At 63.9% G+C, this 14,103-nt stretch carries 10 protein-coding genes; 8 read left to right on the forward strand and 2 right to left on the reverse strand.

The window, feature by feature from the left end; all coding sequences use genetic code 11:
* Positions 1–140: 140 nt before the first annotated feature.
* The 6 genes from DFR24_RS15820 to DFR24_RS15845 all read left to right on the forward strand — a co-directional run bounded on the left by DFR24_RS15820 (position 141) and on the right by DFR24_RS15845 (position 8,626).
* On the forward strand, positions 141–1,322 hold the full coding sequence (locus tag DFR24_RS15820) for an OmpA family protein (protein WP_246051686.1): 1,182 nt from the start codon (positions 141–143) through the stop codon (positions 1,320–1,322).
* Positions 1,323–1,625: 303 nt separating this feature from the next.
* The gene (locus DFR24_RS15825) at positions 1,626–3,266 is read left to right on the forward strand and encodes a ShlB/FhaC/HecB family hemolysin secretion/activation protein (protein WP_133882348.1); all 1,641 of its coding nucleotides are present in this window, start codon (positions 1,626–1,628) and stop codon (positions 3,264–3,266) included.
* A gap of 9 nt (positions 3,267–3,275) precedes the next feature.
* Positions 3,276–6,326, forward strand: coding sequence for a two-partner secretion domain-containing protein (locus DFR24_RS15830; protein WP_133882349.1), 3,051 nt, complete (start codon positions 3,276–3,278; stop codon positions 6,324–6,326).
* Between the two features lie 10 nt (positions 6,327–6,336).
* The gene (locus tag DFR24_RS15835; protein ID WP_133882350.1) at positions 6,337–7,131 is read left to right on the forward strand and encodes a FecR family protein; all 795 of its coding nucleotides are present in this window, start codon (positions 6,337–6,339) and stop codon (positions 7,129–7,131) included.
* Between the two features lie 230 nt (positions 7,132–7,361).
* Positions 7,362–8,096: a SapC family protein gene (locus tag DFR24_RS15840; RefSeq protein ID WP_133882351.1), complete on the forward strand. Its 735-nt coding sequence runs from the start codon at positions 7,362–7,364 to the stop codon at positions 8,094–8,096.
* Positions 8,097–8,146: 50 nt separating this feature from the next.
* Positions 8,147–8,626, forward strand: a complete 480-nt coding sequence (locus DFR24_RS15845; RefSeq protein ID WP_133882352.1) for a LolA-like protein — start codon at positions 8,147–8,149, stop codon at positions 8,624–8,626.
* A gap of 179 nt (positions 8,627–8,805) precedes the next feature.
* Here the strand turns inward: DFR24_RS15845 and DFR24_RS15850 are convergent, their stop codons facing one another.
* Positions 8,806–9,096, reverse strand: coding sequence for a DUF1330 domain-containing protein (locus DFR24_RS15850; RefSeq protein ID WP_133882353.1), 291 nt, complete (start codon positions 9,094–9,096; stop codon positions 8,806–8,808).
* 329 nt (positions 9,097–9,425) lie between these two features.
* Between DFR24_RS15850 and DFR24_RS15855 the strand changes: the two genes are divergently transcribed.
* Together DFR24_RS15855 and DFR24_RS15860 are read left to right on the forward strand one after the other, a co-directional pair.
* The gene (locus DFR24_RS15855; RefSeq protein ID WP_133882354.1) at positions 9,426–11,207 is read left to right on the forward strand and encodes an FAD-dependent oxidoreductase; all 1,782 of its coding nucleotides are present in this window, start codon (positions 9,426–9,428) and stop codon (positions 11,205–11,207) included.
* Positions 11,208–11,218: 11 nt separating this feature from the next.
* Positions 11,219–12,808, forward strand: coding sequence for an acyl-CoA synthetase (locus tag DFR24_RS15860; protein WP_133882355.1), 1,590 nt, complete (start codon positions 11,219–11,221; stop codon positions 12,806–12,808).
* Between the two features lie 57 nt (positions 12,809–12,865).
* On the opposite strand, the gene DFR24_RS15865 is transcribed toward DFR24_RS15860, so the two are convergent.
* Positions 12,866–14,026 carry an acyl-CoA dehydrogenase family protein gene (locus DFR24_RS15865; RefSeq protein WP_133882356.1) on the reverse strand — a complete coding sequence of 387 codons (1,161 nt, stop codon included), beginning with the start codon at positions 14,024–14,026 and terminating at the stop codon, positions 12,866–12,868.
* Between the last annotated feature and the right edge of the window lie 77 nt (positions 14,027–14,103).

Below are 14,103 nucleotides of genomic sequence, written 5' to 3' on the forward strand. Positions count from 1 at the left end.
TTGTTGCTCGTGATCAACCCGTGCATAGTCGCTGCGTAATTTGGGGTGGCGGTTTATTAGTGCCCGCACCCCGGGGGCTGATCACCTGAGACAGTCAGGCATCGGCAGAACAGCAAACATCAGGAGAGACAATCGTGGGAATGCGCAAGGCCGCACTTTGGGCCGCGGTAGCAATGGTCACCTCGGCCACGACACTAGCGTTCGCTCAGGACGCTGCAACGACCGAAGCACCGCCCCCGGCCCCGGCCAAAAGCTCGGCGCTTGAAGGTGCCTACATCGGCGGACTCGGATTCGTTTACCTGACCGACTCGTCCAGGGATTACGACAGCGGCGGCGGTGCTCGCGCCCTCTTCGGATACCCGATCAGCAAGTCGTTCAACGTTGAAATCTCGGGCTATGGCCAGAATGCCGAGTCCGACGGCGGGCCGCGCGATGACCTCGATGGTTGGGGTGTCGGCGTCGACGCGATGATTCCGTTCACGCAGGGACGTCTGCGACCGTTCGGCTTGATCGGGGCCGGCTATCAGCGCGACGAGGCCGGTTTCGACAAGGAAGACAACGGTTACGTCAACCTCGGTCTGGGCGCCCTGTTCGCCCTCGGCCGCGGCTTCGATCTTCGTGCCGAAGCCCGTTATGTGCCGGTGTTCACGGGTTCCGGCTCTGCCGATGAATCGCGTTATGACGACGGTCAGCTCGGTCTGGGTCTCCAGTACACGTTCCAGCCGCCCAAGCCCGACACGATTGTTTACGTTGCGGCGCCTGCGGCCATCGCCGCTGCCCCGATCGTGGATACCGACGGCGACAACGTCCCGGACAGCGCCGACAAGTGCCCCAATACGCCCAAGGGCGTGCAGGTGAACGAGTTTGGTTGCCCGCTCGACACGGATGGCGACGGCGTCGCCGATTACCTCGACAAGTGCCCCAACACCCCGCGCGGCATGAAGGTGGATGCGAAGGGTTGCGTGGGCGGCGCCCAGACGTTCCTGCTGCGCGACGTCAACTTCGAATTCGATTCCGACAAGCTGACCGCCAACTCGACCGGTATCCTGGACAACGTGGTGGGCGGCATTAAGGATCAGAAGGGTCTGCAGATCGAAGTTGCCGGACACACCGACTCGAAGGGCTCGGATGCCTACAACCTCGCCCTGTCGAAGCGCCGCGCCGCCTCGGTCAAGGCCTACCTGATCTCCAAGGGTGTTCCTGCTGGCCAGCTCGATTCGCGCGGTTATGGCGAAAAGCAGCCGGTTGCCACCAACGAGACGGACGAAGGCCGCGCGCAGAACCGCCGCGTCGAACTCCGTATCCAGGATCGGCCGCAGTAATAGAAACCGGATCCCTTGGGCGCCATTCAACGGCGTTCAGGGAGGTCGGAGGCGACTGCTGAATCAGCGCCCGGGCCCTAAAGCCCGGGCGTTTTTTTTGGATCGCGAGACGCCGCGGCCTACTCCGAAAGGCGAAGCTTGCGTCAGGTTGCTGTGGGGATCTTTAAGCGGGCGACGTGATGGTCCGAGGCGCTGTGCGCACCGTCACGGACGCCGCATAACATTCATTGGCTCCCCTAGTTTTCTCCGATAGACTCGGAAATAGGGCGGTCCAGGAAACAGTTCGTTTCTTTCGGGGAAAAGATGTCAAAGAAATATCGAGCCGCCGCGAGCACTGGTCTGGTGCTGGCGATTTATGGGAGCGTCGCGCTCGCCCAGACGACACCAGGCGCCGTAGGGGATTCGGTCAAGCCGTCGCCACAGGTGCCGGAGGCATCGGCCCCTCTGATCCAGCAGCCCGCGCGCAGGCCTCAGAAGCAGATGTCGGTCTCGGCAAAGCTGGTCAACATTCAGCGGTTCGAATTCACTGGCAACACGCTATTCGCCAACGATCAGCTTCGAGCGATCACGCTCGAGTACGAAGGACAGGATCTCACGCTGTTCGACATCTTTGACGCGGCCGACAAGGTTGCGGACTTCTACATCTCGCAGGGCTACACGTTGGCGACGGTCAATGTCCCGCCTCAGAAGATCGAGTCGGGCATCGTCAGGATGGAAGTTTCGGAAGGAACGGTCGGAAGAGTTACGGTTGAAGGCGCCAAGCGATACAAGAGCGAATCGATCGCGAGCTACCTGGACGGGGTCAAGCCAGGCAACGTCTATCGCGGTGCGACGCTGACCGAAGGTCTGAACGTCCTCAACGAACTCCCCGGCTTGAGGACTCGTGCCGTACTGCGACCGAGCGGTGCCCCCGGCGTCAACGATGTTTCGGTGATCGCAACCGAAGATCCGTACGACCTCTTCTTCGGCGTGGACAATCACGGTCGCGAGAGCATCGGCGAGATTCGCTTCAGTGCGGGTGGTGCGCTGAACAATCCGCTTCGCATAGGCGATCAGCTGCAGCTGATGGGCCTGGTGTCGGAGGACGCGCTGCTCAAGTACGGCTTCATCTCCTACAGCGTTCCCATCAATCACCTGGGTACACGACTGTCGGCTTCTTACGGGCACGCTGATTTCGAGCTCGACGACAAGATCGTCGACGGCGTCAAAGGCGAGAACAAGACCGCACGCATCGAGTTGTCCCACAGCTTCATCAGGACGCAGAGTGATCGCCTCCAGATGACGGTGGGAGGCAGCAACACGCGCGCCAACGCCGACCTCTTCGGACTGCGTCTGCCGGGTGATACCGACCTGACACTGTTCGAGCTCGGCGGCAACCTGCTGCACATCTGGAACAATAGTGCTGCGACGCTGATCACGCTCGGGGCCTCGAGTAACTTCGCCGATAGCAACCCCAACCAGCTCGCGAAGCCCAAGGGCAAAGACCGCCAGCTCTTCCGCGGCGAAGCTGAAATTCTTCATCTCCAGCCGCTGCCGGCAAAGCTGCAGCTTCTACTGCGCGGGGCCGGAACCTATTCGCCGGAAGCCCTACCCGACACCCAGCAGTATTCGCTGGGCGGCCCGTCCAGCGTGCGCGGTTATCCGTCGTCCGAAGTGCGCGGCGACGCCGGCATCTTCGGCTCCATTACGCTGCGCCGCCCGTTCCAGATCGGGCCTGTGCTGGCCATGGCGTCGATCTTCGGAGACGCCGGTCGCGTGGAGCGCTACGACCTGCCTGCCGGCTTCGACGACAACGATGCGCTCAGCAGCGTCGGCGCCGGCCTGGATTTCCGCTACCGCATGATTTCCGCGAAATTCGAAGGGTCAGCACCGCTCGACGATCGACCGGTTTCAGACGGAGACGACGATTTCCGCTTCTTCGCCTCCGCCGCAGTCAGCTTCTGAGGGATCCCCATGCTCCCGACCAAATTCGGATTCAAGCTCAACCCCTATCTCTGCGCGCTGCTGCCGCTGGCGATGCACAGCGTTGCGTTTGCGCAAGGGTTGCCGACTTCGCTGCCGACGGGAGGCCAGGTCGTAAGCGGCTCCGCCGTCATCACCACCGGCACGGACTTCAACGACACAGACTTCGTGCACGTGGCTCAGGGCAGCAGCAACGTGCTGATCAACTGGTCGACGTTCGATATCGCCAACGGCAACATCGTGCAGTTCGATCAGCCCGACACCAGCAGCGTGGCGGTAAATCGCGTGCTCAGTCCGAACGCATCGTTCCTGAATGGAGCCTTGAACTCGAACGGCCGCGTGTTCGTGATCAATCCCAACGGGATCTTGTTCGGTGCTGGCAGCAGCGTGAACGTCGGCGGTTTGCTGGCAACGACGTTCGATATTTCGGACGCGGATTTCAACGCAGGTCGGTTCGTCTTCGCGGACAACCCAGCGAATCAGGGGGAGGGCGCGGGCGTTGTTTCGAACGAGGGCTTCATCACGGTCGGCGTCGACGGCCGTAATCCCGCTTGCTGCGTCATTCCCAATGAAACCGGCAACGGCGGCAGTGAGTTTCCCGAACTTCCGCCGATTGGCGGCGGTGGAGAAGTTGTTACGGCGGATGCCAATTCTGCAGGGAGCGGAATCGCGATTCTGGCAGGTCGGACTGTCGAAAATTCCGGCAGCATCGAGGCGAGCAACGGGCAGATCGCGCTTGCGAGCGGTTCCTCGCTGGCCGTCAGCTTCGACAACGGGCTGATCAGTTACGAAGTCACGCCACGCACGATGGAGGCGGTCAACGATCTGGCTGCGATCCGAAACAGTGGCCAACTGATAGCGAATGGCGGCGCGATAACCCTTCTCGCCCGTGCTTCCGGCACTACGCCTGCCGTCGGCATCCTCAACAGCGGCAGCATTCGCGCCAATGGAATCAGCCTCGATGGGAATGGCGGCGTCTATCTGACGTCGACCGGTGGATCGATCGAGAGCACCGGGACGATCGATGTCAGCGCGTCGGATGATCCCTACGACGACGGGGGCGAGTCTTCCCTATACACGCCGCAGGCGATCAGGATCGAGAGCGACCGCAGCGTCGTCATCGGTGCGGTCGGTCAGTTGATCGACGACTCGTTCGATGGGCCGGCAACGATTACCGCGAACGGGCCTTTGGTCAACGCGGACGCCGGCGGCGTGCCTAGCGCAGGGACCATTCTGATCCAGGGCGCTGACGTCACGCTCAACGAGGCGTCCATCAGTGGTGCAAGCCAGGTCCGGATCGTCGCGACGGCAGGTGACGTCTCGGATGAATCGGGTAGCCAGGTCTCGGGATCCGCGATAGGGATCGGCGCGACGGGAAATGTCGTACTCGGCGGCTCGTACAGCTCGTTCATCAACTCCGAAGTGCCGGAGGTGCCGGGCCTGGAAGACGCCCTGGACCCTGGGAGCATTTCCATCCAAGGTGCCGCTGTCGCATTGAATGGCGCGTCCGCGGATGCAGCGAGCCAATTCCGCGTTGTCGCTACCACGGGCGACATTACCAGTTCCTCTTCGACCGAAATTTCCGGCGATTCTCTGGATTTCCAGGCAGCAGGGGATATTGAGCTCGCGGGCTCGTTTTCCGCAGGAACGGTGCCTGGCCCCGAAGTACTGACAGCGGTGAGCAAAGAGGGGGCGACCGGTCCTGGAAGCGTTTTCATCCAGGGGGCCACGGTCGCTCTGAACGGGGCGCAAATCGAGGCGACGGGACCGGTCTACATTGCCGCCACATCGGGGGACCTCGACGCGCTCTCGGGTTCCAACGACATCTCCGGCAGCGCGCTGGATCTTCGTGCGACGGGGAGCGTGAAACTTAGCGGCTCCTATCAGGCAGCGCCGATTGATGGCTCCGGCGTACTGATGACACCAAATCTCGACGGATCGTCGAGCCCCGGGACCGTGTTCATCCGCGGAGCCGAGGTCGTCTTTGATAACGCGTTCATCGACGGCCAGGGTGAGGTACGAGTCGTTGCCACAAACGGTGACGTCACCGATCTTGGTGGCCTGGATGATGGGGATGGTCCTTCGAACCGGATATTCGGGGGTGCTTTGGGCATCCAGGCGTCGGGGAGCATTGACCTGGGCAGGTCCGAGTTGCGGGTGGGAACCGGCGAGACTTTGATCGGAGGCGACCCTAGCGTTGGCGACCGGCCAGGATTGATCGAGCAGCTTCGAGCACTCTATCCATCGCAACAAGAAAGCGTCGCGCTCCTATCTCCACGTGCGGATGGAATCGAGCTCGACGAGGTGCCAGATAGCCCCGGCGGCGCCCCCCTCTACATTCCTGAGCACGAGCGGCCGAACGCCAGCTTCGTTTCGGGCGAGGACGGCTCGGTTCTGCTCGGTGGTCAGGGCGGTAGCTTGTACGTCGGTGGTGATTATCTTTACATCCAAACCAACGTCTACAGTTTTCAGTTAGCTGCTGAACCTACTCTTTCTATTTCGCAGGTCCACACCGCGTCGTCCTCATCGTTCCCCCTATTCATGCAGTACGTGCCTGCGTCGCCCGGCGGTTCCGTCGGCTTCGAGCAGAATCTAGGTCAGGGGGCTGACCTGAATTTGTCGCCAGCATCTTTCGCCAATTTCCCTGGGGCAACGCTGGTGTTCGGCAGCACTGCGAATCCTGGAGATGTCGTGATTGGGGATGACGGCTCCGTTGATGAAGGGACCAACGGGTTCAATTACGTTCTTGCTGCGGGCCCTGGCGGGTTGATCTACAACTCGGACGGGATCGAGACGGATGGTGAGGTCATCGTGCTGGGGCGGGAGGCGACGGATGGGCCGCGGCCCCCGATAGATCCGCCGCGGATACCTGATGTGTTGTATCCGTCGCCGCTTCCGCCCCGCCCAACAGCCGAATTCATCGCGGCCCGAAGTGAGCCGGTGTCGAATGGAGCCCCGGACGTGACGTTTGATCTCGCCGCCGCGTTGGATAGCACCATCCAGTACAAATCTGCCGCTGGCTCTGTTCTCGCGTGTCAGTAAGGTCAAACGAATGAACCTCAAATTTTGGGCTCGCACTGGCATCCTGGTGACCACCACTTGGCTGGGTGCCAGCGGCGTTGGCTTCGCCGCGGACGCGGTTGCGGAAATCCGGTTCGCCTCGGGGCAGGGTACTGTCAGCAACGGCGATGATGGCTCCATGCGCGCCGTCGCGAAGGGTGACAAGGTCTACTCCGGCGATATCATCAGTTCCGGGCCCACCACCTACATCAACCTGAAGTTCGTCGACGGCTCCTTCGTCCTGATCCGGCCCAAGTCTCGTTTTCAGATCGAAGACTTCCAGATGGCCGGTGCCGCCAAGCCGGCTGCAGCGAAGGTCAAGCCCGGACAGGTCGCGGCTGCTGCTTCAGCGCCTGCCATCGATGGTTCCCGTGCGTTTTTCCGTCTGCTCAAAGGCGGGTTCCGGGCGGTTTCCGGAACGATTGGCAAGTTGAACCGCAGCGAATACCGCGTGAGCACCGCGGTGGCAACGATCGGTATTCGCGGCACGGATTACACCGCCGTCGTCTGTGATGCCGCGTGTGCCGCCGATCCGGTGATCCGGGGCGAGATCACGGAAGGCTACGTCGCCGAAGGCGGCCTCGTCACTGGCGTCGAAACCGGTGGCGTCGACGTCGAGAGTGAAGGCAAGAACTGCGATCAGAAGGAAAAGATCGGCATCATCTGCCCGGTCGACGCAGAGCAGAATCTGCTGGTGACGCGGGACGGATCCCAGTTCCGTCTGAGTGAAATTCCGAAATTCCTCGCGACGGATCCCATTCCCGACCCGCGTTCTTGCGGAGGCTGAGCATAGGCCTCGTAAACGCTGGGTCAGCCGCTCGCAAGGTTTTTTGCCGGCGAGACACCGACCTGGCGTAAGGCGGTGGCCACTTCGCCCAACCCTGTTGGGGTGGCGCCAGTCGGCGCGACGGCAGCCGTGGGTTACGATCCGCGCTAGGCTCGATCCTCGCTGCGTCGCCCGTCAGTCGGGCGACCCGCCCTTTCTTCATTCATCTTTCTCTTTTCAATTATTTGCTCATGGCCGAACTCACCCTTACCTCTCCTCCTGGCTACGGCAAGATCGTCATGATGCAGCGGGATGCTCACGCCGGTCTGGGCGTCAAGCCCGGACTGGACATGCGGTGGACCGCTGGGCTCAACGCTGTATTTCTGAGTGCTGAGGAATTCCGGGTAGCGCTATTCCACTATCCCATCGCTTTCACACGTGACAGCACGAGCGGCCGCCCCATCCCAATTGCCATTCTTGGCCTCGGCGATCGCGGAAATTTTTTCGTGGATGCAAACGGCAAATGGCGCGAGGACACCTACGTCCCGGGGTACGTGCGACGTTATCCTTTCTGCCTTTCGCGTCGAGCGGATGGCCAAGAGGGTGTTCTAGCGGTCTGCGTACAAGAGGACTGTCTCGACGCGAATGCGCCTGCTCTGCTCGACTCGGACGGTAATCCCACTGACGCATTCAAGGCTCAGCACGAATTGCTTCGTGGGATGGAAGATGCTCAACGCAGAACGGCGGCATTCGTGGCAGAGCTGGAGCGACTTGAATTGTTGGTGACGCTAAACGACCTGATCGTTCCAAGAACCAACACCCAGTTGCATCTTCAGGGGCTGATGCGGGTCGACGAAGAAAAACTGCATGCGCTTTCGCCCGATGCGCTGCACGGGCTTGCCCAACCAGGCTACCTGCACGCCGTCTACAGTCATCTTTCCTCTCTCGCGAACTTCGCCCGCCTCGCGAATATTGCGGCTAAGTAATGACGGGCCAATCGCCCCGGCTGGAAGGATATTTGAGGGCGGCGGCGGTCATGCTGCGGCGCTTGTCGTTGGTGTGTCTGCTCGGCACGATCCACGGACCCTTGGCACACGCCGCCTCCGACGCCTCCTGCAAGCCCATCATCGACGCCGACAAGGGTCGCGCCTCGGCCACGTCATGGCACAGCAAGAAGACCATGAACGGCATGAGCATGGAGATGATCCGCACGGGCGAGGACATCTACGCCAACATGGGCGGAAGCGGCTGGAAGAAGATGCCGCCGGGCATGGTCAACAACATCGCCAAGGCGGTGGACAGCTTCAACGTCAGCGAGTGCAAGAAGCTCGGAGCCGAGAGCGTCGACGGCGTCGCCACGACGATCTACTCGTTCACCACCACGGTCCCTGGGCAGCCGACGTTCTCGGGCAAGGTGTGGATCGGCAACAAGGACGGTCTGCCTTACCGCGAGGCCGGCGAGAAGTACGAGGGCACGACGACCTACACAGGGGTTACGGCGCCCGCCGCGAAATAGCAGCACGAGCTGCGGAGCTCGGTTGCTCGATACGTCAGTTCGCTGCGCTCACGAATTGCTGGGAACGAAACGGGGGAAGCAGGCGGTTTCCGTAGCCCGGGCGAAACCCGGGACTGTTGCTCGCCGACGAGGTGGAGCCCCGGGTTTCACCCGGGCTACGGGGGGTGGCGACTGACCGCTCAGGTGGGCTCTTCGAGCACCAGGAACGTCGGCGACATGACCTGATCGCGGAGCGGCACTAGCGCCTGGTAGGCCGGCGACTGGTACCAGGCCTGCGCAGCAGCGACGTTCTCGAATTTCACGATCAAGCAGGAGTCGGCATCGAAGCTGCCGGCGAGCGCGACCTTGAGCTTGCCGCGCGCCACGATCGAGCCTCCGGCGGCGATGATCGTGGGGCCAGCGGCCGACGAGTATTCCTGCAGTTTCGTGGCGTCCTTGATTTTGGCGAATGCGACCAGGATTGCGGCCATCGTCTTTCTGTCTCCGTCGTGGCGTTGTGGGAGCCATTCGGGAAATGGCCGCGCCGATGCTAAGCGCAGGGACCTCCGAGCACTACCCACCAAGGGCGAACACCGAGTCCGTGCGCACTCGCGTCGCGGGTGTGCACTTGCATCGACGGGTCGTGAACCGCGACGCGCCTATGGAACAATCCTGCTCGACCCCGGCGCAAGATCGCAGGCCTCTGCGAGCGAAGCGGGGCGACGAGAAGGCCGCCGATATCACAGCGGCCAGCAGTCCAGCGAATGAGTGACGGGGCGTGCAATCCGCCGACCCCGCACCAGGGACCCAGGAGAAATCGATGTCGAAGCAGATCCGGCAGGACGACGAGCCGCGCGGCCTGCGCCGGCGTGATGTTCTGAAAGGACTCGCGGGTGCCGGTGCGCTCGGCGCAACGAGCCTGCCTGCCATCGCCGCCGTGCCGAGCGATGCGAGCACCACCTGGAATCAGCAGGCCGACGTCGTCATCGTCGGCAGCGGCATCGCTGCGACCAGCGCCGCCATCGCGGCCACGCAGCGCGGCGCGACGGTGATCATGATCGAGAAGATGCCGTTCAAGGGCGGCACCACGGCGAAGTCGGCCGGCGTGTTCTGGATTCCGAACAATCCGCTGCTGCGCGCCGCAGGCGTCGTCGACGATCGCCTCGATGCCTTGCGCTACATGGTGCGTCTGGCCTACCCGGACAGCTTCCTGCCCAACCATCCCACGCTCGGCGCACCGGCCGCGGCGTTCACGCTGCTCGAAACCTTCGTCGACAACGCGAGCCCCGTGCTCGAGAAGCTGATGGCCGACACCGGCCTGCGTATCATTCCCTGGCAGTTCGCGCCGGATGCGATCTGGCCCGATTACTACGGCCACATTCCCGAGAACAAGGTCAGCAAGGGACGCTCGCTGGTGACGGACGTGCGCCCGTACCCGGAGCGGCACTTCTGGGCCGGCGGCGGCGGCAGCGGCGAATCCTTGCTGTGGATGCTGCAGCAGGGCTTCGACAAGCGGCCCATCCAGATGCTGCTCGAACACCAGGTGCTCGCGGTCACGCAGAACGCGGCGGGACAGGTCACCGGCGTCGTCGCCGACGGCGGCGAAACCCAGCCGATCCGCGTGCGCGCGAACAAGGCCGTGATGTTCGCCACCGGCGGGTTCACGCACAACGTGCCGATGGCCGATGGCTTCCTGCGCGGAAAGATCTGGGGCGGTTGCGCGGCGCCGGGCAGCACCGGCGACTTCGTCGGCATCGCCACGGGCCTGGGCGCGACGCTCGGCAACATGAACAACGCCTGGTGGGCGCAGGTGCCCGTCGAAGTCGCCGTGAAGACGCGCAGCGTGCCGTCCAACGTCTGGTCCTGCCCGGGCGACAGCATGCTGGAGGTCAATCGCTACGGTGTACGCTTCGGCAACGAGAAGGTGGCCTACAACGAGCGCGCGCAGCTCCACTTCACCTGGGACCCGGTGAAGCTCGAGTACCCCAACCAGCTCGGGTTCATGATCTGGGATTCACGCACGTCGAAGGCCTACGCGGGCTACGACCCGATCCCGCTGCCCACGGCCAAGCCCGCACACATCATCGAAGCGGCGACGTTGCCGGAACTGCGCAAGGCCATCGAAGCGCGCCTGCTCGCCATCGCGCCGCAGACCGGCGGCATCACGCTGGCGAAGGACTTCGACGCCAATCTGCAGAAGGCGATCCAGCGCTTCAACGGATTCGCGAAGAGCGGCAAGGATGCGGACTTCCAGCGCGGCGGCACGCCCAACGAGAACGCCTGGCAGTACGCGGTGGTCAAGCCGGCCGCCAACCCGTATGCCAACAAGACGATGCACCCCATTGCGTCGACCGGTCCGTTCTACGCGGTGATCCTCGGGGCCGGCACGCTCGACACCAAGGGCGGGCCGATCGTGAACGCGTCCGGCCAGGTGCTGCACGCGAGCGGCCAGCCGATTCCGGGTCTCTATGGCGCCGGCAACTGCGTGGCGAGTCCGGCGCACCAGGCCTACTGGGGCGGCGGCGGCACGATCGGACCGGCGATGACCTTCGGGTACCTGGCCGGCACCGCGGCGGCGGCCGAGGCGATCAGGCCGGCGTAGGAGTCCGTGTAATGACGACGGAGCAGCCGGATCTCTTCGCAGGTTCTGCTGTGACACCCGCGCGGCCCAATCCCTGCGATCTCGCGGAGTCTCTGCGCCGCCGCGCACGTCGCGCGCCCGCGCGCCAGGCGCTGAGCTTCGAGAATCGCAGCTGGACCTACGGCGAGCTGCAGAGTCGCGTCGAACACTTCGCAGCGGTGCTCGCCGCCGGTGGCGTCGGCCGCGGTGATCGCGTCGGATGGCTGGGCTTCAACGATCCCTTCGTGCTGATCGCGCTGTTCGCGTCGGCGAGCCTCGGCGCGATCTTCGTCCCGCTCAACTTTCGTCTCGCGCGGCACGAGCTCGAATTCATCATTGGCGATGCGGGCCTGCACACGCTCATCGTCGACGACGACCATCGCGCGACGATCGTCGATGCGCGCGCCGCAGGCACGCTGTCGTGCTGCCGCCGGTTCCTGAGGCCCGGTGCCGACACACTAGACGGATGGGACGCGACCGAACCGCTGACGCCTCCGCTCGCGATCGAACCGCGGACCTCGGTCGCCGGCGATCCGGCGGCGATCATGTACACCTCCGGTACGACCGGGCGGCCCAAGGGTGTGATGCTGACGCACGGCAACCTGTGGGCCAACAGCATCAACTGGGTACTCGCCGGCGACCTCGGCTCATCCGATGTCGTGCTCAACTGTGCCCCGCTGTTCCACGTCGGCGGCTTGTGCGTGACCGTGCTGCCGGCATTGCTCGCCGGTGGTCACGTCGTGCTGCAGCGTGCGTTCGTGCCGGCCGACTACCTGGCCGCCATCGCGCGTCATCGCATCACGCTGAGCTTCGCGGTGCCGGCGATGTTGCTCGCGGTCACGCAGCACGAGGATTTCGCGAGCACCGATCTGTCGAGCCTGCGGTTGATCATCGGCGGCGGCGCGCCGGTGCCCGAACCGCTGCTGCGGCTGTTCAACGGGCGTGGCATTCCGATGAGCCAGGGTTTCGGCATGACGGAGAGCTCGTCCGCGGTCACGTTTCTCGAAGCCGAACGGGCGATCGACAAGCTCGGGTCCTGCGGCAAGGCGACGCTGCTCAGCGAGTTCCGCCTGGTCGACGCAGAGGGCGTCGTCATCACCGAAGCCGGCATCAAGGGTGAGATCTGCCTGCGCGGCGAGAACGTCACGCCGGGTTACTGGAACCGCCCCGAAGCCACGCGCGAGGCCATCGACGCCGAAGGCTGGCTGCACAGCGGCGACGTCGGTTACTGCGACGCCGAGGGCTTCCTGTACGTGTGCGACCGGCTGAAGGACATGATCATCAGCGGCGGCGAGAACATCTATCCGGCCGAGATCGAGAACGTGCTGTACGACCATCCCGCGGTGTTCGAGGTGGCCATCGTCGGCGCGCCCGACGCGCAATGGGGCGAGCGCGTGGTGGCGTTCGTCGCGACGCGGCCTGGACACAACATGACGCTGGAGGAGCTACGCGATTTCACAGGCCAACGGCTCGCGCGCTACAAGCTGCCGCGGGAACTGCGCCTGATCGACGCGCTCCCGCGCAACTCGAACGGCAAGGTGCTCAAGGCGGAACTGCGCGAACGCTGCGCCACGTCCGCGTAGCCCGGGTGAAACCGGGATCCGTTCCGTTTGCGATAGACACCCCGGGTTTCACCCGGGCTACAAACCTAGCTTCTTCGACGCCAGTTCCTTGAGGATGTCCTCGGCGCCGCCGCCGATCATGATCGCCTTCACGTCGCGGTAGATCCGCTCGCTGCGCATGCCGCGCATGAATCCCATGCCGCCGAGGATCTGCACGGCCTGGTCGGCGCAGGACTGCATCGTGCGGCCGGCCATGACCTTGAGCATGCACAGCTCGGCGACGAATTCCTCGCTGCGGTCGCCCGTATCCATGCGTGCGGTGCAGCGATCGATCCACGCGCGCGTTGCGGTGATCTGCATGCGCATGTCCACCAGCTTGTGCCGGATCACCTGGTGCTTGACCAGCGGCACGCCGAAGGTGCGCCGTTCGCGCGCCCAGTCCGCCGCTTCGTCGTAACAGACCTCGGCGAACGCGCAGGCCTCGTCCGCCATCATCAGGCGTTCGCCGTTGAAGTTCTCCATCAGCGTGCGAAAGCCGGCGCCCTCGCGGCCGAGCAGGTTGGCCACCGGCACGCGGCAACCATCGAAGTGCAAGGTCGCGGTGTCCGAGCTCCACCAGCCCATCTTGCGCAGCCGCGTGCGCGTGAAGCCCGGACGGTCGCGCTCGACCAGCAGCATCGACACGCCGCCCGCGCCTTCGCCGCCGGTGCGTACCGCCACTACGTAGAAGTCCGCACGCATGCCGTTCGAGATGAACGTCTTCTCGCCGTCGATGACGAACTCGTCGCCCTCGCGGCGCGCACGCGTACGCAGGTTGGCCACGTCCGATCCGCCCGAAGGCTCGGTGATGGCGCAGGCCGCGATGTGCTCGCCGGAGAACACGCCCGGCAGCGTGCGCTGCTTCTGCTCCTCGCTGCCCAGCGCCAGCATCGGCTGCGCGAAGATCGAGTGCGTGAACAGGCAGACGAAGACGCCGCCGCAGCCGGCGCGCGCCAGTTCCTGGATCGCGACCGAGCGCATCGTCAGGCTCGCCGGCATGCCGCCGTAGGCCTCGGGATATCCGAGGCCGAGCACACCCATCTCGCCGACCTTGCGATAGATCTCGCGCGGCATCTCGCCGACTTCCTCCCACTCGTCGACGAAGGGCGCGATCTCGCGATCGACGAAGCGGCGAAGCTGGGTCCGGAACTCGGCGAGTTCCTCGGCGGTTTCCGTGGGGCGATGGCCTTCAGGGGTCATGGGGTGTCAACTCGACAAGCGCGTTTCAACGCAAAGTGTGTAGCCCGGACGAAGTCCGGGGGCTTTCGGCACGTGAT

This window comes from Panacagrimonas perspica, from assembly GCF_004364935.1.
GTDB classification, from domain to species: domain Bacteria; phylum Pseudomonadota; class Gammaproteobacteria; order Nevskiales; family Nevskiaceae; genus Panacagrimonas; species Panacagrimonas perspica.

Coding starts and splice junctions, on each gene's coding strand:
- DFR24_RS15825 (WP_133882348.1), top strand. CDS start 1,626: ATGTCAAAGAAATATCGAGCCGCCGCGAGCACTGGTCTGGTGCTGGCG.
- DFR24_RS15835 (WP_133882350.1), top strand. CDS start 6,337: ATGAACCTCAAATTTTGGGCTCGCACTGGCATCCTGGTGACCACCACT.
- DFR24_RS15865 (WP_133882356.1), bottom strand. CDS start 14,026: ATGACCCCTGAAGGCCATCGCCCCACGGAAACCGCCGAGGAACTCGCC.
- DFR24_RS15830 (WP_133882349.1), top strand. CDS start 3,276: ATGCTCCCGACCAAATTCGGATTCAAGCTCAACCCCTATCTCTGCGCG.
- DFR24_RS15860 (WP_133882355.1), top strand. CDS start 11,219: ATGACGACGGAGCAGCCGGATCTCTTCGCAGGTTCTGCTGTGACACCC.
- DFR24_RS15845 (WP_133882352.1), top strand. CDS start 8,147: ATGCTGCGGCGCTTGTCGTTGGTGTGTCTGCTCGGCACGATCCACGGA.
- DFR24_RS15820 (WP_246051686.1), top strand. CDS start 141: ATGCGCAAGGCCGCACTTTGGGCCGCGGTAGCAATGGTCACCTCGGCC.
- DFR24_RS15855 (WP_133882354.1), top strand. CDS start 9,426: ATGTCGAAGCAGATCCGGCAGGACGACGAGCCGCGCGGCCTGCGCCGG.
- DFR24_RS15840 (WP_133882351.1), top strand. CDS start 7,362: ATGGCCGAACTCACCCTTACCTCTCCTCCTGGCTACGGCAAGATCGTC.
- DFR24_RS15850 (WP_133882353.1), bottom strand. CDS start 9,096: ATGGCCGCAATCCTGGTCGCATTCGCCAAAATCAAGGACGCCACGAAA.